We start from the raw sequence: 24,298 nt of genomic DNA, 5'->3' as shown, positions 1-24,298 counted from the left end.
GGCCGCGATCAGGCAGAAGAACTCCTACTACGGGGCGTTCTACCGGCGGATCGCCACCCGCCGGGGGAAGCAGCGGGCCCTGGTCGCTGTCATGCACAAGCTCACCGTCGCGATCTGGCATGTCCTGCACGACAGGACCGGACACAAGGACCTCGGCGCCGACTACCACACGAGGAAGAACCCGCAACGCGCGATGCGACGCATGATCCGCGAAGCGAACGCCCTCGGCCTCACCATCCGCTTCGACCCCGCCTGACCGGACCCAGCCCACCCAACCCGCCACAACCAGCCGATCAAGCCCCGACCCGCAGCTCACGTCAGTTTTTCGTGTCAGATCTGAAGATCCCGGTCGCCGGGACGACCAGGATCTTCAGATCTTCGCCTCGCGTGCGGAGAGCAGGTGACGGCGCGGCGGCAGACAGGCGGCGCAGGGGAGGACGAAACGACGAGACACGGACGGATCACGGTGGGCGAAGCCGCGGACGGACCGCGGAACAGGCCTGACCGAGGCTGGCCGCCGGTTCCTCAGGTCCAGGTGGCCAAGGTAGGCCAGGCGGGGTCGCCTTCGGCCCGGCCGGCCATCCAGCGCAGCGCTGCCCCGGCGGGAACATCGACCCGGACGATCCGGGCGCCCTTCCCGGCGGTGAGCGACGGGCGGTCCCCTGGTGTGAGGTGGAGCGTGACGTCCGACGGAAGCCGTTCCGCCAGGCGGCGGGTGGACCAGGCCCATTCGGCCTCGATGTAGGCCGGGCTCAGGTCGCCCCAGCTCGGGCCGCCGAGATCGGTGAGGCCCAGATCGACCAGGTGGACCTCGATCTCACGCCATCGCAGGAACACGAGATCCGCGAGGCTGGTGCTGCCCTGGGTGCTCGTCCGGCCGAGGCCGCCGCGCCAGGTGTTGACGTGGGTGTCGTCCCAGGCTCGTTCGAGGCGCCGCACCGAATCTGCGACGTCGGCGACCAGCTGCTGCGCCGGGCGGCCGGCGCCGGCCTCGATCGCGGTGTTCCGCTGCTCCGGGCCACCCGGGTACTGATCCTCGACGTAACCGTCGCGCGCCGCGTCGAGCATGTCGGCGTGGCTGTCGGCGTTTCGTGCGAGATGGGTGATCAGATGCCCGACGGTCCAGCCGGGAAGTAGTGAGGGGCGACGCGCGATGGCGTCGTCAACCCGGGCCAGCAGCTCCAGTAGCCGCGCATGGGCACGTGCGCAGCCCAGCAGCCGGTCGAGCGGCACCGCGGACGGCGTGTACTCGGGAGGCTGTGGCGGCTCCGAGAGGACAACAGACGAGGACACCGGCTGCGAGTCCGAATGCGGCGCGCTGGGAGTGGCCATGGGGACCAGACTCCCCCCTCGCTCGCCGCGAGCGCCACTTCGCCACCCCGGCAGGGTGTCCGGCGGGATGAGGAAGCGGCACTCGCCGCTACGGATGGGTCAGCGGGTGCCCTGCGCGGCCGTCGCCTCGCGCCAAAGGTCGATCTCGTCCTTGTTGCGGCGGCGGCGGACGGCGGTGAGGAGAGCCCCGGCGCTCGCCGCCACGGCGATGAGAGTGAACTTGCGCATACCGACTCCCCTTGGTCGACTGCCACTACCCGCTCACCGTATCGCGCGTGAAACCGCTGCGCCGACGCCGAACGCTGTCGGATCACCGTCCAGACACAGGCACAGAAAAGTCGGCGCCGACGAACGGGTCGGCGCCGACCGTTGGCGACCAGGTAACCGGCGACCGGGGTGACATCCGCGGGAGCCCGTCCCGCGAGGACGGGCGTCCGGCCACCACGTTCGGGGTGGCCGGCAGCGACTGCCGGGGTCGCGCCCTGGGGTGGGGGCGGCTGAGGTTCAGCGCTGGTAGGTCGCCCGCAGGACGCCCCGGGCCAGGGTGTGGAAGGTGAGGTTGAAGCCGACGACGGCCGGAGCCACGCTCGCGTCGATCTCGAGCTTCGGCACGTCGACGGCATGGACCACAAAGACGTAACGGTGCGGGCGGTCGCCCTCGGGGGGAGCGGCACCGCCGTAGTTCGGCGTCCCCCAGTCGCTGCGGACGTGGTACGAGCCCACGGGAAGACCGGACAGGTCACCGCTGGCGGCACCGGTGGCCAGTTCCGTGACGTCCGCCGGGATGTCGACGAGCACCCAGTGCCAGAAACCGCTGCCGGTGGGCGCGTCGGGGTCGAAGCAGGTGACGGCGAAGCTCTTGGTCTCTGCGGGGAAGCCGCTCCAGGACAGCTGCGGCGACAGGTCGGCGCCGCCCGCACCCCCGTACACCTGGTCCAGGCCGAGCGGGCTGCCATCCGTTATGTCGCTGCTGGTCAGAGCGAACGAGGGCAGGGCGGGCAGCAGGTCGAGCGGGTCCGGTGCGGTGTTCCGGTCCAGCAGGGACATCGGTCGGTCCTCTCGTCGAGATCGGATGACGCCCGCATTGACGGGCATCCGCCGGATTGGATGACAATCGCGAGACCGCGTTGTCATCTGTGGGCTTTACGCTTCTCCGCGATGAAACATCATTACGCCACCAGAGGTGGAGCCGGGTCTTGAAGCTCGTGACGGCGATCCTGCGCCCGCACCGCGTGGATGATGTCCGCGCCGCACTGACGACGTTCGGGGTGCAAGGAATGACCCTGAGTCAGGTTACGGGCTTCGGCCTCGAGCTCTGGCGTACGCAGGCGTATCGAGGCAACGTCTTCCATGACGAATCCGTGAGCAACGTCCGGCTTGAGCTGATCGTGCCCGATGTCGACGCGCCTGATGTGGTGAACGTCATCCGGCGGGCGGCGGCGTCGGCAAGCAGCGGGGCCGGCAAGATCTGGGTCCTGCCGGTGGAGGGTCTTGTCCGGATCCGTACCGGGGAGCGAGGCATGGACGCCCTCTGATCGCCACCCAACGTCACCCAGGGCAACCAGAATGTGGACTTTCAAATACGGAAAGTAACCACACTATGCCCGTCTTGCGCTAGTTCATCATCTTTTCGGGGATAATTGGGCTGTGGGCGCGACGTAGGGCCGACCGGGCGGATACGGTAGCTGTGTTCCGGCGGGTGTCTCCCACTGAATCCCCCCGTATCAGTGGGTTGCCCGCCGGAACCCTTTTCGTTTCAGGCCTTCGCGCCCGGCTGTCGGCTCGGGTGGCCTCTCGGTACAGCACAGTCACCCGGCCAGTTGCGTGGGCCGATCCCGAGCGAGGCAAGCTCGCCGGCGACCAGCCCGCGCGACGACGCTCAGCGGTTCCGGGGCGCCGAATGCCTGCCGCCACCTCCACGCCGCGGGTTCCGCTCGATTCGCATCGTCTGCTCACTCTCGCCCGGCCCCGCCGGTGTGCCCGCAAGCTGGTCGGCGTAGGTCCGACCGCCCGCGGCCGGATCGTGCGCACCACTCGCGCCCGCGCCCGTGGACTGGCCCCCGGTACTGCCGGTGGCCGCGGCGGCGGCCTTTCTGCGACGGGCCCGCAGATACTCCACGCCGATCGGCAGCACCGAGACCAGCACAAGCAGGATGAGCATCGCCTCGACGTTGTCCCGAACGAAGGCGATCTTCCCGAGGTAATAGCCGAGAACGGTGACGCCACAGCCCCAGAGCAGCCCGCCGATCACATTGAAGGTCACGAAGGTCCGGTAGTGCATGCGGCCCACGCCGGCGATCACCGGGGTGAACGTCCGCACGATCGGGACGAACCTGGCCAGCACGATCGACCGGGGGCCGTGCTTCTCGAAGAACTCCTGCGCCTGGTCGACGTACTCCTGTTTGAACAACCGCGAGTCCTGGCGCCGGAACAGTGCCGGCCCGACCTTTCGGCCGAAGAGATAGCCGACCTGGTCACCCGCGATGGCGGCGACGGCGATCAGCGCACAGGCCAGCCACAGCGGCGTGGACACCTCATCCCGCGAGATCAGCAGACCCAGCGTGAACAGCATGGAGTCGCCGGGGAGGAAGAACCCCACCAACAGCCCGGATTCTGCGAAGACGATCAGCAGGACCATGACGAGGCCAGCTTTGGCGAGGCTGTCAGCGCTGATTGCGTCCGGCCCGAGGGCCAGGGTGTTCGACGCGAACGTGGTCACTGTCGAGGGCCTCCTGGGGATCGAACGGACCGCGCGCGGCAGCGCCGTAGGTAAATCCAGGGTCTCACGTCCACAGGGCGGCTCCGCTCCGGCCTCGGGCCGGGCCCGAAACCCACCGGGACACCGGGCGGACGGCAGGTGCACGGCAGGTGCACGGCGGGCGGGCAGCGGGCGGGTAGCGGGCCACCCCGCTGGACAGCGGAAACACAGCTGACACTCAGATGGTGCCGACCCTGGCAAAGCGCCCATAACCTTTCGGGGTGACGAGACCCCGGATCCGTCTCCTCTGCCTCACCCTCGGCGTCACCACTCTGGCCACGCCACTCGCGGCCTGCACCGCGCGCTCGACCTCCGCCACGGCCCTGCGTCCAACAGCACCGACAGTGGCGTCGGCCACCGCGCCGACGAGGACGTCCAAAACGACGAATCAGCCCACGGCAACCGGAACGGCGACGTCCACCGCCAGCTACCAGCTGAGCGGCTACGGCCTGAAGGGCCTCACCGTCAACGGCCGCACCGGATCCGAGGACCTCGCCGACCTGCCCGCCGGGAAGCCCGGTGAGCTGGTGTCGACCGCCCCGGTGACCGCGCCGGACGGCCTGCGGGCCTGGCGGATGCTGTACCACTCCACCGGTCCGGGCGGGGAGGACCGGCTCGTCACGGGTCTCGTGGTGGCCCCGGCGGCAGGCACGCCTGTTCCGCCCGCCGGCCGCCAGCTGGTCGCGTTCGGCCACGGGACCACCGGGATCAACGACAGCTGCGCTCCGTCGAGAGCGGACTCGCCGCTGTCCACCGTCGGCGGGACGCTCCAGCTCGCCAGGGATGGGAACGTCCTGGCCATCACCGACTACACCGGACTCGGCGGGCCCGGTGAGCACCCGATCTACGTGGCCGACGTCGAGGGGAAGGCAGTTCTGGACGCCGCCCGGGCCGCGCGCTCCCTCACGGCCGCCCAGGTGGGCCGTGATGTCGTCCTCTGGGGGTATTCGCAGGGCGGCCAGGCGGTGCTCGCCGCCAGTGGTCTCGCCACCGCCTACGCGCCTGACCTGCGGGTACGTGGGGTAGCGGCGACCGCGCCCCTGGCCGATGTGCGGACGTCCCTGCGTGAGCTGCTGGCGACGCCGGGGGGCGTCGGCTACCTGCTGCTCGCGGTGCTGGGTGTCACCGCCGCCGATCCGGCTGTCAACCCGGCGGGCCTGCTCACCACCACCGGCCGGAGGCTGAGCGCCGTGGCGCACAACCGGTGCGCGATCGACCTTCTGCAGGCGAGCACCGGTGAGTCCGTCACCAGCGTGTTCACCAGCGATCCACTGCGCACGGAGCCGTTCGCCGGCGCCCTGGAACGTCAGTGGCAGCAGTTGGAGAAGCCGGGGCCGCCGAAGCTCGTGCTCCAGGGCGACCTGGACACCGTGATCCGCCAGCCCACCACGGACAACGTGGTCCGCGCGCTGTGCGCGGCTGGCGGCCCGGTGGAGTACCGCCGCTACCAGCTGGCCGACCACCTCACGGTCGTCAACGCGTCCATGCGGGACCTCTCCGCCTGGATCAACGCGCGTTTCGCCACCGACGGCACGGCCGCGCCGGACAGCTGTTCGCAGCTCTGACCGCCCGCCACACACACAGCCGCGCCCCCACAGCCGCGCGACCGCGACCGCGACCACTGGCCGGGACGTCCACGTCACCCACCCGCGGGCAGGGTGGGGGCGGAATCCCGGGCCGCGGCGAGGGAGTACTCGACGAGCCTGCGGTGGAAGGCGGTAACCGACCAAGCAGCATCCGGCCCACCTGCGCCGTCCGGCCCACCTGCGGCGTCCGGGCCGTCGGAGTCCGGCCCACCGGGGTCAGGGCCGCCGGGTGGAGGTGGGCCGCCGGGTGGAGGTGGGCCGCCGGGTGGAGGTGGGCTGCCGTAGCCGAAAGCCTGCCGCCCGAACGCCTGCCGGGTCAGCAGCACGCCCAGGAAGGCACTGGCGGCCAGATCGGTGTCCAGGTCCGGCCGGGTCTCGCCGCGCAGCCGGGCGTCGTGGAAAGCGTCCTGGACGGCTGCCGCGCACCGGTCCACCGACTCCCGCCGGAAGGCCGCGTACAGGTCGGGATAACGCGAGAGCTCGGCCAGGCAGCGGGCGAGGATCGACATCCGCGGCTCGGTGAAGACGGCGTCGACCTGCGGCGCCAGTCTGAGCAGGTCCGCGCGCAGCGAGCCGGTCCGGGGTGGCACGAGACCGGCGGCCAACGTGCCCAGGGCGGCGAGCACCAGTCCGTCGCGGGTGGGCCAGCGGGCGTAGATGCCGCGTTTCGCCACTCCCGCGCGGGCCGCGACGCTGTTGACGCTGAAGCCGCCGACGCCCTGGTCGGCCAGCTCCTCGACGGCGGCCCGCAGGACCCGATCGTCGATCGTGGCGTCCCGGGGGCGGCCCCGACGCGGCCGCGGACAGTCCTCGGCCGGATCATCGGGAGCCATCCGTCCAGGGTAGGCGTCTGACCGCAGCCCAACGGAAACCACACAGCGTAGCCGCAGGACGTGGGAGGTGGACCGGGTCCCGGCCGGGGGCGCGGCCTGGGTTGCCGGACCTGCTCCAGGACGGGACTTGGCAGGTCGCGGATGGTTCGTGCCCGAAGGAACCGGCTGCCCAATGTACGGACAACGACGTCCGGGCCGGCCGTGGCACCAACTACGCTAAGTAGTCGGATTTGCCCGAAAGCAGCCGAAAGTATCCGGATTCCGTGAAGATCGGCGTCTAATGTCCTAGTGTTCCAGCAACGGCGCTGTCCACGGGCTCGCGGGACCCGTAGGAGGCCGCGAGCGATGGAGGGCGCACCGTTGCGGATTGCGTTGTTGTCGTACCGAAGTCTGCCTACCTGTGGTGGCCAGGGAGTGTACGTACGGCACCTCTCGCGTGAACTGGTTACGCTAGGTCACCAGGTCCACGTTGTGAGTGGGCCGCCCTACCCGGTGCTCGACCCGGGCGTGGAACTCACCGAACTGCCGAGCCTCGACCTCTACCGCGACGGCGATCCGTTCCGCTGGCCGGGGTTCCGGGAGTTCAGGTCCCTCGCGGACGTGGCCGAGTTCGGCATGATGCGCACCGGGCAGTTCTCGGAGCCACTGGCGTTCTCGATCCGGGCGTTCGAGGCGCTGCGCCCGCGGCGCGGGCAGGGCCGGCCGGACTTCGACATCGTCCACGACAACCAGACGCTGGGCTACGGCCTGCTTCCGCTGCGCCGGGCGCTGCGCCCCTACGGGATCCCGGTCGTCTCCACGATCCACCACCCGATCACCGTCGACCGCCGTCTGCACCTGGCCGCGACGACCGGTCGGCGGGCCCGGCTCGGTGTTCGTCGCTGGTACTCGTTCCTGCCCATGCAGGGACGGGTAGCCCGTGGTCTCGACGGTGTGGTGGTGCCGTCGGAGAGCTCGCGGCACGAGATCGTCGCCGACATGAACGTGCCGCTTGATCTGATGCACACCGTTCCGCTCGGCGTCGAGTCCGACGTGTTCACCCCGAGCCCGGCCGAACCCATTGGCGACCAGGGCGGCCAGGGCGGCCAGGCCGCTGCTGCCAGCACCCAGGTCCCGGGACGGATCGTGGTGGTCACCAGCGCGGACGTCCCCCTCAAGGGCCTGATGGTGCTGCTCGAGGCGCTGGCGAAGCTGCGGGTCGAGCGCCCGGCGCACCTGGTGTGCATCGGGAAGGTCCGGGAGGGCGGGGCGGCGCAGCGCCGGGTCGTCGAGCTCGGGCTCACCGAGGCGGTCACCTTCCGGTCCAATGTGCCCCAGCCCGAGATGGTCGAGCTGCTGCGCACCGCCGAGGTCGCCGTGGTGCCCTCGCTCTACGAGGGCTTCAGCCTGCCCGCGGTGGAGGAGATGGCCTGCGGGCTGCCGCTGGTCGCGACGACCGCCGGCGCGCTGCCCGAGGTGGCCGGACCGAGCGGGGAGGCCGCGCTGCTGGTGCCCCCGGGCGACGCCGACGCGCTCGCGGGCGCGATCAGGACATTGCAGGACGACCCCGAGCTGCGCGCGCGGATGGGTGCCGCCGGCCGGCGCCGGGTCGAGGAACTGTTCTCCTGGAAGGCCGCCGCGGCCGGCACCGCCGCCTGGTACGAGAAGGTGCTCCGCGAGGCCAGGCCGACCGCCGGCCACGACAACCAGGTATCCGCCGCATGCTGACCGTCGATTTCGACCGCTTTCCCGTCCCGGGGAAGGCCCTCGTCCTCGACCTCGGCTGCGGTGCCGGCCGGCACTCGTTCGAGGCGCTGCGCCGCGGTGCCCGGGTCATCGCCCTCGACTACTCGGCCGACGAGGTGGCCGGGGTGAACGCGATGTTCGGCGCGATGGCCGCCGAGGACCAGGTGCCCCCGGGCGGGCAGGCGGGGGCGGTGCGCGGTGACGCGCTGTCGCTGCCCTTCGCGGACGGCACCTTCGACCGGATCATCGCGGCCGAGGTGCTGGAGCACCTCCCCGCGGACGCCGGCGCGATCGCCGAGCTGGCCCGCGTGCTGCGCCCCGGCGGACTCGCCGCGGTCACCGTGCCCGCGCGTTTTCCCGAGCGGATCTGCTGGGCCCTGTCGGACGACTACCACAACGTCGAGGGCGGCCACGTCCGCATCTACCGCCAGGACGACCTCGTCGCGAAGCTGCGCGCGGGTGGCCTGGACCTGATCGGCCAGCACCGCGCGCACGCGCTGCACGCCCCGTACTGGTGGCTGCGGTGCCTGGTCGGTGTGCACGACGACAACCATCGGGCCACAAAGCTCTACCACCGGCTGCTGGTCTGGGACATGATGCGCCAGCCGGCGATCACCCGCCGGACGGAACAGCTGCTCAACCCGGTCCTGGGCAAGAGCCTGGTGCTGTACCTGCGCAAACCACGACTTCAACCACCGGCCCGGACGTCCGATCGCTCGGCAGGTGATCACCTCACCGTGGGGGGCCCGCGTGCCGGCGAGTGACGCCTCGCCTGACGCATCCTCTGACGCCTCGCCGACCGGATCGATCCTCGACGCCGCCCAGCTACGTGCCACCGCGGACGCCATAGCGGCCGCCCAGGAGCCCGACGGGGCCATCCCGTGGTTCCCGGGCGGGCACACCGACGCCTGGGATCATCTGGAATGCGCGATGGCACTGCTGATCGCCGGGCGCGTCGACGCCGCGGACGCCGCCTGGGACTGGCTGTGCCGCAAGCAGCGCCCGGACGGCTCCTGGCCGGCCAAGACCGTCGGTGGTGTCATCACGGAGGACTTCGCCGACAACAACCAGTGCGCCTACGTGGCGACCGCGCTCTGGCACCGCTGGCTCGCCACCGGCGACCGGGCGTTCGTCGACCGGCTGTGGCCGGTCGCCCGCGCCGCGCTCGACTTCGTCGTGGACATGCAGGCGCCCGCCGGCCAGATCTGGTGGGCCCGCGACGCCGCCGGGAACGACTACCCCGAGGCGCTGCTGACGGGATGTTCGTCCACTCTGCACAGCCTGCGCTGTGGGCTCGGGCTGGCAGCGCTCGTCGACGATCCACAACCGGGCTGGGAGCTGGCGGCGGGCCGGCTGTGGCACGCCCTGCGCCACCACCCGGAGAACTTCATCTCCCGGGATCGCTGGTCGATGGACTGGTACTACCCGGTGATCGGCGGCGCGCTGCACGGCGCGGAGGCGCGAGCCCGGCTGCGCAGCCGCTGGGACGATTTCGTGGTGGACGACCTCGGCATCCGCTGTGTCGACGACGAGCCGTGGGTCACCGGGGCGGAGACCTGCGAGCTGGCCATCGCGCTGCATCTCGCCGGCGAGTCCGACGAGGCCGCCCGGATGGTGCGCAACATGCAGCATCTGCGCACCGCGGACGGCGCCTACTGGACCGGCTGGCAGTTCGTGGCCCAGTGCCACTGGCCGGAGGAGCAGTCGACCTGGACCGCGGCCGCGGTCATCCTCGCCGTCGACACGCTCGCCGGCGGGCCCACCGAGCGCGCCTTCCGCGGCGACGGCCTGCCCGAGGCCCTGCAGCCCGCATCGGCAGCGCACGGGGCATCCGCACCGCACGCCGACCTGCCCGGACCCCGCCGGGCCCCCGATTCCCCGGAGCCCGGCTCCCAGAGCCCCCACCAGCAGCCCGCGGACGAGTCGCCGCGGGCCTGACCCAGGCCTGCTGACCCGGGGGCCTGCCGACAGGGGCGGGCCGACGCGGCTCAGAACAGCCGGCGGAGTACCCGCAGGGATCCCGTCCGCGACATTTCGGTGAATCCGTCCCGGACTGCGCGGAGCAGCACGTGGTACGGCGCCTGGCCGCCGTCCGCCGGGTCGGGGAACACGTCGTGGATGACCAGCCGGCCGCCGGGACGCACATGGCGGGCCCAGGCCTCGTAGTCGGCCTGGGCCTGCTTCTCGGTGTGCCCGCCGTCCAGGAAAAGCAGGTCGATCGGCGTCGACCACCAGCGGCCGACCATCTCCGAGCGCCCGATGACGGGTGTGACGACGTCCTCGACGCCGGCGGCCTCCAGCGTGGAGCGCAGGGTCGGCAGCGTGTCCATCCGCCCGCTCCGCTCGTCGACGAGCGTGGTGTCGTGGTACTCCCAGCCCGCCTGGTTCTCCTCCGAGCCACGGTGGTGGTCGACGGTGACGACCACGGCGCCGACGAGCCGGGCCGCCGCGGCGAGGTAGAGGGTGGACTTGCCGCAGTAGGTGCCGATCTCGCAGATGAGCCCACCGCCGGGAAGCTCGGCGGCGGCCGCATGCAGCGCCTGTCCTTCCTCGGGTGGCATGAAGCCCTTGGCAGCCTCGGCCGCCTGCCGCAACGCCACGTCCACGTCGTCGTCTCCTCGTCCCAGGTGGGGGATCCGGGTGGGGATCCGGGGTCCGCGACCAGCGGGATGACCCGCTCGGCTCCCCGCCCCGTAGCCGATGCCGCCTGCTCGTCTTACCAGAACTGGCAAAGCGCATGCATGGGATGCGGGCCGGCACTTCGCCCACCGGTTCGCGGCTCGCACCCATCCACCCGTGGCGTTCGTGTCGGCTTCCAGACACCACTCACCACGATTGGCACCCACATAGCGGCCTATCCACAGGATCATCCACAGCTTTATCCACAGCCCTGTGCACAGACCCGTGGACAACCACAGGACCACAAGGACCAGACCGAGCTAAGCCTCCCGCAACCCACTGGCGGTACCCGTATGGATGAACCCGAGGGCGATATCCACAAGACTGAGCCGGTACAGGCCGACGACGTCCGTCAGCGGGATCCAGGCGGCCAGGTCGGTGGTGCCGCCGACCTCGGACCGAAGCTCACCGCCGACGACCTGGCCCGAGTACACGATCCGCAGCCCGTGGAAGTCGGTGTTCCTGTCGGCCCAGAACTCGCGGATGGAATCGACGCCCAGCAGGCCGGTGATCTCGATGTCGAAGCCGGTCTCCTCCTCGACCTCCCGAACGGCGCCTGCTTCCGGCTGCTCACCGTGCTCCAGCCCACCCCCTGGCAGCGTCCACCGCGCCGCGTCCGCGGCCACGCTCGGACCCGTCCGGACCAGCAGCAACCGCTCATCCTGGACGCAGACCACGTAGGCGGCGATCCGCTGGTACTTCCGGGCGCCCCCACCACCCCCAGCAAGCCGCACAAGCCCTCCCAGCACCGATTCGTCCGCCCAGGCCGATTCTGGTGCCGCCAGGCCCCCGATGACCACCAAACCCCACAACCACCCGACCGCCCCGCCGCCCCGCCGCCGTGGGCGGCCCCGGCGAACGCCCGCGTGCTCAGCCCCGCATCAGCCGGATCTCGCCCGAACGGCCACCCTTCGGGGATCCTGCCCCGCCCCGCCCCGCAGCACCGGCGACTCATCCTCAAAAGGGGTAAAAGGGGCAGGCGACGCCTGGCAACCCGCAAGAAAGAAGGATCTCGGTCGTCCGAGCGACCAGAATCCTTCACTCTTGCGACTCACTAAACCGGGCCGCCGGGCGCGGGGAGGTCCGGCCGCGTTCGTCGCGCGGCGGGCCGCCGGGGCCCCGACAGGCAGACGCGTCTCACCTGGCGGCCTGCCGGAAGGGCCAGGCGGAGCTGGCTTCCTCCGCCGGTCGGGCAGGCTCTGCCGACCCAGGTTCTTCGGCCACGCAAGGGCCGCAACTCCCCGCAACCCCGATCTTCACTGCCGGCCCCTGCCAGGTCGGAGCAACCCCAATCAACCAGGCAACCCCGACAACAGAAAAAACCCCCCGAAGCCCCAGAACCACATGACCTTCAAGGGGTCCTCGCGGGGGGTCCCGGGGGGCTCGGCCCCCCGACCAACATCCCGCGGGAGCCAGGGAGCCCCCAACCAGGGGGCGAACACGCAAAGCCGATCGCGTGGACCTAGGTGGACTTGAACCACCGGCCTCTTCCTTATCAGGGAAGCGCTCTAACCGACTGAGCTATAGGTCCTTGGCTGTTGATGAGAGTACAGGATGGCGACAGCTGCGTGACGGCTGCCGCCATCCGAATTCTGGGAGATCTTCTACTGGTCGCTCAAGGTCACTTCGAGGCCGCCGATCATCTCGGCGCAGAGGTTGTAGAGGAGGGCGCCGAGGGTCGCGAGCGCTGTCATCAGCACCACGTTGATGGCGCCTACGAGCAGGCTGATCTGCATGGCGCGGCCGAAGGACAGCCAGTTGGACACGTCGGCGTCGGTGCCGTTGGTGAGCGTGTCGGCGGCGTCGGTGACGCTGTCGAAGACGCCGATCGAGTTGAGCACGAACCACAGCACCGCGACGGCGACCATCATGATCAGGAAGACGCACAGCGAGAACGCGAACGAGAGCTTGGTCACCGACAGCGGTTCGACCCGGGACAGGCGTAGCCGGGCGCGCCGGCCGCTGGCGGGGGGGCGCCGTTCGGCTGGTTCCGCCCGGTCGCTCCGTAGCGGCTCGTAGCCGCCGTGGTCGCGGCCGCCCTGTGGAGGGCTCTGGGGACCTCGGGGGCCGGCCTGGGGGCCGGGAGGGCCGAGCGGCCCCGGGCGGGACGGCATCGGGCCGTCAGGGGTGCCCAGCGGCTCGGTGGACAGCGCACCTGGGCCGAGGCGGCCGGGGGGCGGCTGTACGCCTGGCGGCGTGCCAGGGCGGTCGTAGGGCGCGGTGCGGTCGGCGGCGGGGGTGGGCCGGCCGGCCGCTGAACCGGCCCGTACGGGCTCGGGGGTGGGTCGGCGTTCCGCGGGCATCCGCTCGGTGACGGCGGCGCGGTCGGTCTTCTTCATGCTGTCGCCGCCGCGGTCGGTCGTGCTGCCGGTTCCGCGCCTGGGCAGGTTGGGGCGCACCAGGGAGATCGTGTCGGTGTCCCGCGGACCGTCCAGTGCCGATGTGGGTCGGGCCGCGGGGGTCGTGACGGTGCTCTGCGCATCGTGCTTTCTGGTGGTGTCGGATCTGGACCCGTCTGTTCGGGCGGTGTTCGGCCCGGCCGCCGTGGCGGGGGTACGGGTGTCGGTGCCGGTCCGGGTCTTGGCCGCGGAGGGCTTGCGGGGGTCGCCGGCGCCCGGGTCAGCTGGGTCGCTGTCCCGGGTGGTGGCCCCGGCCGTGGCCTTGGATGTGGTCTTGTCTGTGCTCTTGACTGTGGTCTTGGCGGTGGTGGTCCGCGCCCCGGCGCCGCGGTCGGCGTCGCTGCCGCGGGGAGCCGGAGTGGCACGGTCGGTGCCGCCGGGCTTCCTCACGGCCGGGGTACCGGAACCCGACGCGGATCCCGAAGAACCGGAGCCGGAACCGGCGGACGAGTTGCCCTCCTTGGTGGGCTCTCCCGCTGCGGCGGCGCCGGAACGCGCCTCGCTCCGGGCAGCCCCCGGCGCCTTGCCCCGGTCGTTCGACGAGCTGGAATCGCGCCCGTTCCGCTGGAAGAAGGGACTGGACGCGCCTCCCGAGCCGGCGGCCGAGCCCGAGCCTGCCGAGCCCGAGCCTGCCGAGCCCGCCGATGATCCCGAGGGGCCACCACCCGCGGGGCGGCCGTCGTCGGCCCGGCTCTCGCCCCGGCCGGTCCCCGGCAGGGAGGAGCGCCTCGGCGCGTCGCTGCCGCCGTCGGCGGCGGCAGCGCTCGCGGCATCCCCGGGCCGCCGCGTCAGGTCGGGATCGTCCAACCGGCCGGCGCCCACGGGTGACTCCTGGCGGCCCGGGGATGCGCGGTGGACGGCCGACCGGGCTGGCCGGTCACTCTGACTGTCGCTCACGGATACTCCCCGTCCACTCCTGGTCGCACGTGGGACCTGCCCGTCGGCAGTCCTGGCTGGCGCCGACGACGCGCGACGTGGCCGTCAGGCCGCCGGATCGCCGAACTCAGGTGGCCGGCCCGTCCGACCCCGCATTCTCGCCGCTTCCGTCACTGTCGTTGGCATCAGCATTGCGCGCCACACCGACGACCTGCACACCGGCCTCCAGGTCGATGAGCCGTACGCCCATGGTCTGCCGCTGTGCCCGACGGACATCCTTCGCCACGGTACGCAACACACCGCCGTTGGATGTGATGGCGTAGAGCTGGTCGTCCGGTGCGACGACGAGCGCTCCGACCAGACCACCCCGAGTTGATACGATCTTGGCGGTCAGAACCCCCTTGCCGCCCCGCCCCTGGACGGGGTATTCCGCGAGCGGTGTCCGCTTCGCGTAGCCGCCGCTGGTGGCGACCAGCAGGTCCGCGGTGGTCTCCGGCACGACGACGTCCATCGAGAGCAGTTCGTCCGAGTCGTCGAACCGCATGCCGATCACGCCGGACGTGGCCCGCCCCATCGGGCGGAGCTGCTCGTCGTCGGCGTGGAACCGGATCGACTGCGCGTTGCGGCTGACCAGCAGAAGATCGTCGCCCGGCGCGACGAGGCGCGCCGAGATCAGCTCGTCGTCGTCGCGCAGGTTGATGGCGACCAGGCCGCCGGCGCGGTTGGAGTCGAAGTCGGTCAGCGCCGTCTTCTTGCACAGGCCCCGCTTGGTCGCGAGCACCAGGTAGGGGGCGGCGTCGTAGTCCTGGATCGCCATCACCTCGGCGATCCGCTCGTCCTGGCTGAACGCGAGGATGTTCGCGACGTGCTGCCCCTTGGCGCTGCGGGCCTGCTCGGGCAGCTCGTGCGCCTTCGCCCGGTAGACCCGCCCCTTGTTCGTGAAGAACAGCAGCCAGTGGTGGGTCGTGGTGACGAAGAAGTGCTCGACGATGTCGTCCTCGCGCAGCGCCGCGCCCTGCACGCCCTTGCCGCCGCGCTTCTGCGAGCGGTAGAGGTCGGTCTTGGTGCGCTTGGCGTAGCCGCCGCGGGTGACGGTGACGACGACGTCCTCGCGGGCGATGAGGTCCTCGACGGACATGTCGCCCTCGAACGGCACAAGGCGGGTGCGCCGCTCGTCGCCGTACTTCTCGACGATCTCCGCCAGCTCCTGGCCGATGATCTCGCGCTGCCGGGCCGGTGAGGCCAGGATGGCCTCGAGCTCGGAGACCTTCGCCCGCAGCTCCGCGGCCTCGTCGATGATCCGCTGGCGCTCCAGGGCGGCGAGGCGGCGCAGCTGCATGTCGAGGATCGCGGTGGCCTGGATCTCGGAGAGGGAGAACCGCTCCATGAGCTGGCCGCGGGCGACGTCCGCCGACTCGGCGTTACGGATGAGGGCGATGACCTCGTCCAGGTGGTCGAGCGCGATGAGCAGGCCGTCGAGGACGTGCAGCCGCTCACGCGCCTTGCGCAGCTGGTAGCGCGTCCGCCGGACGATGACCTCGATCTGGTGCTCGACGTAGTACGAGATGATCTGGTCGAGCCGCAGGGTGCGGGGCACACCATCGACGATCGCCAGCATGTTGACACCGAAGGTGTCCTGCAGCTGGGTGTGCTTGTAGAGGTTGTTCAGCACGACCTTGGCGACGGCGTCGCGCTTGAGGTCGATGACGAGCCGCTGCCCGATGCGCGCGGACGTCTCGTCGCGGACGTCCGAGATCCCGGTGATCTTGTTGTCGCGGACCAGCTCGGCGATCTTCTCGGCGAGGTTGTCCGGGTTGACCTGGTACGGCAGCTCGGTGACGACGAGCTGGGTACGGCCCTTGTTCTCCTCGACGTTGACGACCGCGCGCATCCGGATGCTGCCGCGACCGGTGCGGTAGGCGTCCTCGATGCCGTTGCGGCCGACGATCAGACCGTAGGTCGGGAAGTCCGGGCCCTTGATGATGCCGATGAGCGCTTCCAGCAGCTCCTCGGGGGTGGCGTCCGGGTGGTCGAGCGCCCACTGCACGCCCTTGGAGACCTCCACCAGGTTGTGCGGCGGGATGTTCGTCGCCATGCCCACCGCGATGCCGCCGGCGCCGTTGACGAGCAGGTTCGGGAACCGGCTCGGCAGGACCAGCGGCTCCTGCGAGCGACCGTCGTAGTTCGGCGCGAAGTCGACCGTCTCCTGGTCGATGTCGCGCAGCATCTCCATGGCCAGCGGGGCCATCCGGGCCTCGGTGTACCGCATGGCGGCCGGCGGGTCGTTGCCCGGCGAACCGAAGTTGCCGTTGCCGTCGACCAGCGGGTAACGCAGCGACCAGGACTGGGCCAGCCGGACGAGCGTGTCGTAGATCGCCGAGTCACCGTGCGGGTGGTAGTTACCCATGACGTCACCGACGACGCGGGAGCACTTGAAGTACCCCCGGTCCGGCCGGTAACCACCGTCGTACATGGCGTACAGAACCCTGCGGTGGACGGGCTTCAGCCCGTCACGCACCTCCGGCAGGGCACGGCCGACGATGACGGACATGGCGTAGTCGAGGTACGACCGCTGCATCTCGACTTCGATGCCGATGGGTTCGATGCGGTCGCCGGGGGGCGGGGGTAGGACGTCGACCACGGGGTCCTTCCAGGCAGTGGGAGCGATGAGTCGGCGGGTGCGGGCCGGGCACCGGGCCGTGGGGAGTGGCCCGGTCCGTCCCCTGGCGTCCGCGGGCCGCTCACTCGCGGATCCGCCGGGATCAGATCGGTTTCAGATCGGTCCAGCTCGGTGCGGGAGTCCAGCTCAGTGCCGGATCAGTGCCACCAGCCGCCGGACGGGGTCGGCGGGCCCGGCCAGCGCCCGGACCCCACCGGCGAACTGGCCTAGATGTCCAGGAAGCGCACGTCCTTCGCGTTGCGCTGGATGAAGCTGCGGCGCGCGTCGACGTCCTCGCCCATGAGGACGGAGAACAGCTCGTCGGCGACGGCGGCGTCGTCCAGGGTCACCTGGAGCAGGATCCGCCGGTCCGGGTCCATGGTGGTGTCCCAGAGCTCGGTGGCGTTCATCTCGCCGAGACCCTTGAAGCGCTGGATCGCGTCCTTGGGCAGCTTGCGCCCAGCCTCGGTACCCCGCTCCAGCAGGCCGTCACGCTCGCGGTCGGAGTAGGCGTACTCCCAGTCCTCACGACCCCACTTGATCTTGTAGAGCGGGGGCTGTGCCAGGAAGACGTGCCCGGCTTCGACCAGCGGGCGCATGAACCGGAACAGCAGGGTGAGCAGCAGGGTGCGGATGTGCTGGCCGTCGACGTCGGCGTCCGCCATCAGCACGATCTTGTGGTAGCGCAGCTTGGCGATGTCGAAGTCGTCGTGGATGCCGGTACCCAGCGCCTGGATGAGCGCCTGGACCTCGGTGTTCTTCAGAACCCGGTCGATACGGGCCTTCTCGACGTTCAGGATCTTGCCGCGCAGCGGCAGGATGGCCTGGAACTTCGAGTCCCGCCCACCCTTGGCCGAGCCGCCGGCCGAGTCACCCTCGACGATGTAGAGCTCGCACCGCTCCGGGTCGGTGTACTGGCAGTCCGAGAGCTTGCCGGGCAGGCCGGTCCCGCCGAGCAGGCCCTTGCGGCGGGTCAGATCGCGGGCCTGCCGCGCGGCGATGCGAGCCCGCTGCGCGTCCAGCGCCTTGCTGACGATGGCGCGGGCCTCGGTCCGGTTGACCTCGAACCAGTCCTTGAGCGCCGCGTAGCACATCTCCTGGACGAACTTCTTGGCCTCGGTGTTGCCGAGCTTCGTCTTGGTCTGGCCCTCGAACTGGGGCTGCGCGAGCTTCACCGAGATGATCGCGGTGAGGCCCTCCCGGATGTCGTCGCCGGAGAGCCGCTCGTCGGTGTTCTTGGAGCCGGCCTTGACCGGCTTCAGGAGGTTCTGATCCTTGGCGTAGGCGTTGACCGCGCTGGTGAGCGCCGCCCGGAACCCCTCTTCGTGGGTTCCGCCCTCGTGGGTGTTGATCGTGTTCGCGAAGGTGTAGACCGACTCGTTGTAGCCGGAGTTCCACTGCATCGCGAGCTCGGCCTCGATACCCGTGCCCTTGGATTCCAGCGAGATCACGCTGCGGTGGACGGCGTCCTTGGTCGCGTTGAGGTGACCGACGAAGTCGACCAGGCCGTTGTCGTACTTGAAGGTGACCTCGACCGGCTCGGTCACCTCCTCCACCGCCGCGGTCTGGGCGCTGCTCGCCTCCACGGAGCCGGTCTCGGCCGCGGATGTCTCGGCCTCACCCGCCGCGGCCGCCGCCTCGGCGGCCTCGGCGGCCTTCGCGGCCAGCGCCGGGTTCTTGGCGGCCGCGCTCCGCTCGTCGCGCAGGGTGATGGACAGGCCCTTGTTCAGGAAGGCCATCTCCTGCAGGCGCCGGTAAAGCGTCTCGTACTTGTACGTGGTGGTCTCGAAGATCGTCGGGTCGGCCCAGAACGAGATCGTCGTGCCGGTCTTCTTCGAGGTTCCGGTCTTCGCCAGCGGCGCCGCGGGGCGGGATGCCACGTAGGGCTGGAACCAGGAGTGGCCGTCGGTCTCGACGGCGACGTCGAGCCGGGTGGAGAGGGCGTTCACGACGCTGACACCCACACCGTGCAGGCCGCCGGAGACGGCGTACGCCTGGCCGTCGAACTTTCCTCCGGCGTGCAGGGTGGTCAGCACGAGTTCCACGGTGGGAATCTTCTTGACGGGGTGCTCGCCGACCGGAATGCCTCGGCCGTTGTCGGTGACACGTACGCCGCCGTCGGCCAGCAGGGTCACGGTGATCGTGTCGCAGTAGCCGGCGAGGGCCTCATCCACCGCGTTGTCCACAACCTCGTAGACAAGGTGGTGCAGGCCCCGCTCCCCGGTGGAACCGATGTACATGCCGGGGCGCTTGCGTACTGCGTCGAGACCCTCGAGAACCTTGATCGAACTAGCGTCGTAGGCCACGCGGCAGGTCCCCTCGTTCTGACGGAAGTATTCCTCAGTCTACCCGGCAACCCGTCGTAACGGACGCAAGGTGCCGTCTCAGCTGTGCGCTGGGCCCCGAACTCCGGTCGGCTGTGGCCCCCTACCGGCTCCACGCACCCTGAGGTCTTGCGTCCATCTGCGACCGGCCACCGAGGTCACCGCGACAGTCACTCGCGATCCGTTCGCCGGCAGGAGGTCTCCTCACTGCGGCCGGCGAGGCCCGCATCGACGGGACATCCGGGGGTGCGCGGGATACAGAGACAGCGCGGGATTACAGAGAGAGACCGGACGGGGTATGAGGTGTCATCCGTATGTATCCCGCGGGCCGCGCCCACCGCTGGTCGACATACCGCCGTGATTCCAGGAGGGCGCGGCCGGGCCCCGCACCGTGATCCGGCGGACGACGTGCGGTCCCAGCTCCTTGCGAAGGATCCCGAGAATCTGCCTGGAAAGCATCCGCAGCTGGGTGGCCCAGGCCGTCGACTCCGCGACCAGTTCCAGCTCGCCGTCACGCAGCGAGACCGGCGAGCAGTGTGCGGCGATGTCCGGGCCGACGAGGACATCCCACCGGGCCAGCACCGATGCGTCCGTGGCCCGGCTCTGCCAGCCACGTTCCGCGACAAGGCGGGCGATCGACGAACCGACCACCATCGGCGTCCGCCAGTCGCGACCAGGTGCTGCGATACCCGGCAGCCGCGGCCTCGGCGGCGGATCACCAGAACTTTCCCGCCCCCGCCGACCGGTGTCGTGCCCGCCGGCACCCGCACCGGTCTCCGCATCGGCACCAACGCCGTTACCGGCGCCTCGACCAGACGACGTGCCCGGGCGACCCTGGCCACGCGCGCGGGCGTCCCGCTTCGCCCGGGCCAGCATCTCGCGCGCGAGGTCGGCGCCCCGCGCCACCGAAGCCGGCGCGGTGGACGGGTCCGCGCCCGAAGCCGTGGTCGGACCCGATGCCGGCGCCGGCCCCGCGGGCGGCTCTGCCGGTGAAGGCGGCGGCGATGACGACCCTGCCGCACCGAACTGGTCAGCCGACACGACGCACCTCCCCGGAGCTCACCTCGAACCGCACCCCGGCCAGCTCGGCGGGGACGTCCGCCTCAACCGCCGCGGTCACCAGAACCTGCTCGGCCGGCGCGACGAGGGCGGCGAGCCGGGCCCGTCGTCGGACGTCCAGCTCGGCGAACACGTCGTCCAGCAGCAGCACAGGCTCCCGGTCGTCGGCTCGGAGCAGGTCATAGGAGGCCAGCCGCAGCGCCAGCGCCAGCGACCAGGACTCGCCATGGCTCGCGTAGCCCCGGGCCGGCCGCCCCTTCACCGACAGCAGGAGGTCGTCGCGATGCGGCCCGACCAGGGTGACCCCGCGTTCGATCTCCTGGGAGCGGACCGCGGCCAGCCCGGTCAGGATGGCTTCGGCCAGCTCGGCCCGCAGATCCGAACGGCTGGGCCGACCGCCGGGCCGCGTCTCGTCCGAGCCTTCGGCGCCTTCGGCCTGCCCTGCGCTCGGAGCCGGCCCGACCGCCTGATCCGTCGGCGCGGACGACACGTCGGGAGCACCCGGAGCGAGCTCGATGCCCGAGTCGGTGTGGCCGGTGGCTGCCGTCCGGTCGGGTATCGCCCGGTATGGGACCGTCGAGCGGTAGTCGACGTCGGTGGGCGAGTCCTCGCCGGCGACCGCCGCGTAGGCGCTGCGCACCCGTGGCCTGAGCTCCTCGACCAGCGCGAGACGGGCCGCAAGCAGCTCCGCGCCGTGGTCTGCGAGATGACCGTCCCAGACGTCAAGCGTCCTCAGATCGCCCCGGCCGCCGGATCGACGCGCCGCACCGGCGGTTCGCAGCAGCGCGGACCGCTGCTTCAGCACCCGTTCGTAGTCCGCCTGGACGGCGGCCATGCGCGGCGAGCGGGCGACAAGCAGCTCGTCGAGGAACCGACGCCGTTCGGCTGGATCGCCCTTCACCAGGGCCAGGTCCTCCGGCGCGAAGAGCACCGTTGCCAGCAGCCCGGCGACGTCGCGAGCCCGTGGCACCGGTGCCCGGTTCAGCCGCACCCGGTTCGCCTTCCCCGGCACGATCTGGATCTCCACCAACGCCGCTCGGTCACCGCGCACGATGCGTGACCGGACGACCGCCTGCGTGGTTCCCTCTCGCACAAGCGGAGCATCCGTCGCCACCCGATGACTACCCAGCGTGGCGACGAATCCGATCGCTTCGATCAGATTCGTCTTTCCCTGGCCGTTCGAACCAACGAACGTCGTGACTCCCGGCTCCAGAACCAGATCGAGCCGTGGGTAGGACCGGAAGTCAGTCAGGGACAGGTGAGTTAGATGCACGTCACCCGTTGAGGCGAATGGGCATCAGCAGGTAGCGATAGTCGGGGATCTCGGTCTGGTCGTCGCCGCCCTTGCCCGTGAGGATCGCGGGCTTGTTCGCCGCCAGCGCGGGGTCCTCGTCGCTGGCGAAACCGATCCGGACGATGTCGGACTCCAGCGCGCCGAGTGCGTCCAGCAGGTACGTCGGGTTGAACGCGACCGTGAGCTCAGGGCCGTCGTAGGTCACCGGCAGCGTCTCGGACGCCTGGGCCTCGCCGCCCGTGCCCGCCTCGAGGACGAGGTGATCGGGCGTGAACGTGAGCTGCACCGGAGCGGTGCGGGGCGCCACGAGGGCCACCCGCTTCACGGCCTCGGTCAGCGGCGCGATCTCCAGCTGTGCGATCAGCGGTGAGCTGTCGGGCAGCAGCTTGCGGTACGGCGGGAACGTGCCCTCGAGCAGCCGGGTGGTGGTCTGGCGGGTGTTACCCGCGAAGCCGGCCAGGGTCTCCCCCGACGGACCGGTTCCCAGCGCGATCGCCACCTCGACGCCGGTGCCGGACAGCGACTTCGCGGTGTCGAGCAGGGTACGAGCCGGAACCAGCGCGACGCCGGAGGCGTCCGGCGTCGCGGGCCGCCACTTGAGCGTGCGAACGGCGAGGCGGTACCGGTCGGTCGCGGCGAGGGTGAGCGTGTCCCCGTCGATCTCGAGCCGAACGCCGGTGAGGACCGGCAGCGTGTCGTCACGCCCGGCGGCGACCGCGACCTGCGCGACCGCGCTCCCGAACGCGGCACCCTCGATGTGGCCGGTGATCTCCGGCATCGGGGGCAGGGTCGGGTAGTCGTCGACGGGCAGCATCGGCAGCGCGAACCGTGCGTTGCCGCAGACGACGACGAGCCTCGTGCCATCCACGCTGACGTCGACCGGGGCTGCCGGCAGTGAGCGGGTGATGTCCGCCAGCATCTTGCCGTTGACCAGGCCACGGCCCTCTTCGGTGACGGTGGCGTCGACCTCGCCCTGTGCGGCGACCTCGTAGTCGAAGGCGGCCACCTTCAGCGCCGGACCAGTCGCGTCGAGCAACAGGCCGGCAAGCACCTGCAGCTGGGTGGTTGCCCGGCTCGGCAGGGTTCGCGCCGTCCAGGCCACCGCATCGGTGAATTCGTCCCGTTCCACGCGGAACTTCATGGACACGTCCTCCCGTCGTTCCACGCCTGCCGTAGCCACGGCGAGCCGCGGAACCTGACATCACCGGTTGAGCCACCCAGCGCCGGCCGCCCGGATCGCGCCGCACCCGGAGACGGGTGCCGAACGACCACGGTGTCGGGCCTGAGCCCATCCAGCATCCCAGAGCCGGACCGGCGGATGACGAGCGGTCTGTGTTCCGAGGGTGGCACACCTGGCCGAGCACCGAAGACGGGTGTCGGCCAGGACGCATCCCCTCATCACGCGTCACCACCCACGCACTCGATCGGTGCGAGCAGCCCGGTGGCGCTGGTGGCTGGTTTCGGCGGTCGAGGGTCAGGGCAGATCCGACCTGCGGTTCGGCACCGACACGCTACCTGGTTCGACCCGGGCACTTTCCGTGACGACCTCGTCCGCGTCGTACGTGCGCATGCGTGCCCTGAAGGTCGGGGACCACATCAAGATCGCTTCTGGGCGTTCATCCCCAGGCCCTACTGCTTCGAGCTTTTGATCTCTCCTGGAAGAAATTTGGTTCGTCGTAGTAGTAGGGGCTGTGGAAACTGTGGAAAACCGCTGTTTTCCCAGCTCAGAGCCCCTGTGACCCTGTGTGCATCCTGGGGGTGGAGGTGTGGATGATCAAGGTACTTATCCCCAGGGCTCGATCGACTCCACAGCCTTCCCTCAGCTACACACAGTCTGTACACATGTTCATCCACTGGCTACCCACAGGTTTGGAGGCCACTGTCCCCAGGCTTCTGGCGCCCATGGACATCCCGACGTCCGCTCCCGCCCTGTGCACAGAGGCGGGAATTGCTACTTATCCACAGCCTTCTCCACAAGGTGTGGGTAAAGGCCACAGTGGTCCCTTGAGCCGATCGATGCGGAGTCGGCCTGGGAAGACCACGGCGCCTGCGGGTCGAACCCGACATCACGGCAGAGGGACCCGTTCAGGTGCCTCTGATCAGATTCACCCGATATAGGGAATTAACACTTCATTGGTGAGTTGTTTCCACTTGGGTAACCAGTGGATGCCTCGGGCGCGGACGATGACACCCGGGCAGGTGGCGACGGCACCCGAGGAGGTGGACGCGCGGCGGGGCAGATGGCGGCGGGGCAGATGGCGCGCCCACGTCCGCATCCCAAGCCGCGGCATCTGAGCACCCGGCTGGCCCACTGCCCGGACGCCTCGGTCGCAGCGCATGCCCGGGGCGTGCAGCGCTCGACAGCTGGTAGCTACCCGGACATCGGCCGGCTGGTCGACCCGGCCGGGACGTCCGCACCTATGGCCTGAGCTGGCCGCGTGCCGGGGCGGCCTTGGCGGAGGGAAGGTCGAACAGGGATGCCCTGCAAAGAAACATGTCGGCAGGGACATGCGCGAAGGAACGTGTGGGTTGGCCGTAGTCGTTCACCCGGCGACCGACCGGGGGCGTCACATTTCAAGGAATCGACCCTCGTGGGCCCGGTGAACCGGTTCCGAGAATCCATCCAGGGTGACCCGGGGCTTCCCGATTGCGATTTGTCCGAAGTACCGGCGCATTGAGTGGTTCGCCTGGGTGGCGAGGCGCCCGCCGACCGAACCACCCCAACGGTTGGAGCTTGAGAAGCCGGAGGGTGAGAAATTCGGGATTTCGGTCGT

General features: G+C 70.5%; 19 protein-coding genes, 1 tRNA gene and 1 pseudogene. 7 read left to right on the top strand and 14 right to left on the bottom strand.

The window, feature by feature from the left end:
• Positions 1-256 (top strand): annotated as a pseudogene (locus AWX74_RS40090) (IS110 family transposase); the annotation flags it as partial.
• A gap of 269 nt (positions 257-525) precedes the next feature.
• Here the strand turns inward: AWX74_RS40090 and AWX74_RS19225 are convergent.
• The 3 genes from AWX74_RS19225 to AWX74_RS19215 form a co-directional block, all read right to left on the bottom strand.
• Positions 526-1,332 (bottom strand): maleylpyruvate isomerase N-terminal domain-containing protein, encoded by an 807-nt coding sequence (locus AWX74_RS19225; RefSeq protein ID WP_091278589.1) that lies wholly within the window; start codon positions 1,330-1,332, stop codon positions 526-528.
• 99 nt (positions 1,333-1,431) lie between these two features.
• On the bottom strand, positions 1,432-1,560 hold the full coding sequence (locus AWX74_RS19220; protein ID WP_006538600.1) for a DLW-39 family protein: 129 nt from the start codon (positions 1,558-1,560) through the stop codon (positions 1,432-1,434).
• Positions 1,561-1,836: 276 nt separating this feature from the next.
• On the bottom strand, positions 1,837-2,379 hold the full coding sequence (locus tag AWX74_RS19215) for a YbhB/YbcL family Raf kinase inhibitor-like protein (RefSeq protein WP_091278586.1): 543 nt from the start codon (positions 2,377-2,379) through the stop codon (positions 1,837-1,839).
• A 149-nt stretch (positions 2,380-2,528) separates the two neighbouring features.
• Between AWX74_RS19215 and AWX74_RS19210 the strand changes: the two genes are divergently transcribed.
• Positions 2,529-2,867, top strand: coding sequence for a P-II family nitrogen regulator (locus AWX74_RS19210; protein WP_091278583.1), 339 nt, complete (start codon positions 2,529-2,531; stop codon positions 2,865-2,867).
• 344 nt (positions 2,868-3,211) lie between these two features.
• Here AWX74_RS19210 and AWX74_RS19205 read toward each other — a convergent pair whose 3' ends face one another.
• Positions 3,212-4,051 carry a DedA family protein gene (locus AWX74_RS19205; RefSeq protein WP_091278579.1) on the bottom strand — a complete coding sequence of 280 codons (840 nt, stop codon included), beginning with the start codon at positions 4,049-4,051 and terminating at the stop codon, positions 3,212-3,214.
• Positions 4,052-4,311: 260 nt separating this feature from the next.
• On the opposite strand from AWX74_RS19205, the gene AWX74_RS19200 reads away from it, so the two are divergent.
• Positions 4,312-5,655, top strand: a complete 1,344-nt coding sequence (locus AWX74_RS19200; protein WP_091278576.1) for a lipase family protein — start codon at positions 4,312-4,314, stop codon at positions 5,653-5,655.
• A gap of 74 nt (positions 5,656-5,729) precedes the next feature.
• Here the strand turns inward: AWX74_RS19200 and AWX74_RS19195 are convergent, their stop codons facing one another.
• The gene (locus AWX74_RS19195) at positions 5,730-6,509 is read right to left on the bottom strand and encodes a TetR/AcrR family transcriptional regulator (RefSeq protein WP_091278572.1); all 780 of its coding nucleotides are present in this window, start codon (positions 6,507-6,509) and stop codon (positions 5,730-5,732) included.
• 345 nt (positions 6,510-6,854) lie between these two features.
• On the opposite strand from AWX74_RS19195, the gene AWX74_RS19190 reads away from it, so the two are divergent.
• The 3 genes from AWX74_RS19190 to AWX74_RS19180 are packed head-to-tail and all read left to right on the top strand — an operon-like array spanning position 6,855 to position 10,172.
• Positions 6,855-8,216, top strand: coding sequence for a glycosyltransferase family 4 protein (locus AWX74_RS19190; protein ID WP_114476397.1), 1,362 nt, complete (start codon positions 6,855-6,857; stop codon positions 8,214-8,216).
• A complete protein-coding gene (locus AWX74_RS19185) occupies positions 8,210-8,998 on the top strand; it encodes a class I SAM-dependent methyltransferase (protein ID WP_091278569.1) in 789 nt (262 codons plus the stop codon). Before AWX74_RS19190 ends, AWX74_RS19185 begins: the two co-directional genes overlap by 7 nt.
• Positions 8,985-10,172 carry a prenyltransferase/squalene oxidase repeat-containing protein gene (locus AWX74_RS19180; protein ID WP_397312223.1) on the top strand — a complete coding sequence of 396 codons (1,188 nt, stop codon included), beginning with the start codon at positions 8,985-8,987 and terminating at the stop codon, positions 10,170-10,172. The genes AWX74_RS19185 and AWX74_RS19180 overlap by 14 nt, the downstream gene beginning before the upstream one ends.
• Positions 10,173-10,222: 50 nt before the next feature.
• Here the strand turns inward: AWX74_RS19180 and AWX74_RS19175 are convergent, their stop codons facing one another.
• The 9 genes from AWX74_RS19175 to dnaN form a co-directional block, all read right to left on the bottom strand.
• Positions 10,223-10,840, bottom strand: coding sequence for a class I SAM-dependent methyltransferase (locus AWX74_RS19175; protein ID WP_006538609.1), 618 nt, complete (start codon positions 10,838-10,840; stop codon positions 10,223-10,225).
• 333 nt (positions 10,841-11,173) lie between these two features.
• Complete coding sequence (locus AWX74_RS19170; RefSeq protein ID WP_242666314.1) at positions 11,174-11,662, bottom strand: NUDIX hydrolase; 489 nt, start codon at positions 11,660-11,662, stop codon at positions 11,174-11,176.
• A 708-nt stretch (positions 11,663-12,370) separates the two neighbouring features.
• Positions 12,371-12,444: transfer RNA gene (locus AWX74_RS19165), tRNA-Ile, on the bottom strand.
• 73 nt (positions 12,445-12,517) lie between these two features.
• Positions 12,518-14,209, bottom strand: coding sequence for a DUF3566 domain-containing protein (locus AWX74_RS42080; RefSeq protein ID WP_278184640.1), 1,692 nt, complete (start codon positions 14,207-14,209; stop codon positions 12,518-12,520).
• Positions 14,210-14,315: 106 nt separating this feature from the next.
• The gene (gene gyrA, locus AWX74_RS19155; RefSeq protein WP_091278566.1) at positions 14,316-16,829 is read right to left on the bottom strand and encodes a DNA gyrase subunit A; all 2,514 of its coding nucleotides are present in this window, start codon (positions 16,827-16,829) and stop codon (positions 14,316-14,318) included.
• A 245-nt stretch (positions 16,830-17,074) separates the two neighbouring features.
• Positions 17,075-19,153 carry a DNA topoisomerase (ATP-hydrolyzing) subunit B gene (gene gyrB, locus AWX74_RS19150; RefSeq protein ID WP_091278564.1) on the bottom strand — a complete coding sequence of 693 codons (2,079 nt, stop codon included), beginning with the start codon at positions 19,151-19,153 and terminating at the stop codon, positions 17,075-17,077.
• 324 nt (positions 19,154-19,477) lie between these two features.
• Complete coding sequence (locus AWX74_RS41375; RefSeq protein ID WP_006538615.1) at positions 19,478-19,825, bottom strand: DciA family protein; 348 nt, start codon at positions 19,823-19,825, stop codon at positions 19,478-19,480.
• Between the two features lie 376 nt (positions 19,826-20,201).
• The gene (recF, locus tag AWX74_RS19140; protein WP_091278562.1) at positions 20,202-21,503 is read right to left on the bottom strand and encodes a DNA replication/repair protein RecF; all 1,302 of its coding nucleotides are present in this window, start codon (positions 21,501-21,503) and stop codon (positions 20,202-20,204) included.
• A 1-nt stretch (position 21,504) separates the two neighbouring features.
• Entirely contained in the window at positions 21,505-22,665 is a 1,161-nt protein-coding gene (gene dnaN, locus AWX74_RS19135; RefSeq protein WP_091278559.1) for a DNA polymerase III subunit beta, read from the bottom strand.
• A gap of 1,114 nt (positions 22,666-23,779) precedes the next feature.
• Here dnaN and AWX74_RS40085 point away from each other — a divergent pair.
• Positions 23,780-23,953: a hypothetical protein gene (locus tag AWX74_RS40085; RefSeq protein ID WP_165615686.1), complete on the top strand. Its 174-nt coding sequence runs from the start codon at positions 23,780-23,782 to the stop codon at positions 23,951-23,953.
• The last annotated feature ends 345 nt before the right edge of the window (positions 23,954-24,298 follow it).

Source organism: Parafrankia irregularis, assembly GCF_001536285.1.
In the GTDB taxonomy this organism is placed as follows: Bacteria; Actinomycetota; Actinomycetes; order Frankiales; family Frankiaceae; genus Parafrankia; species Parafrankia irregularis.
This window is presented reverse-complemented; position numbering and strand designations above follow the sequence as displayed.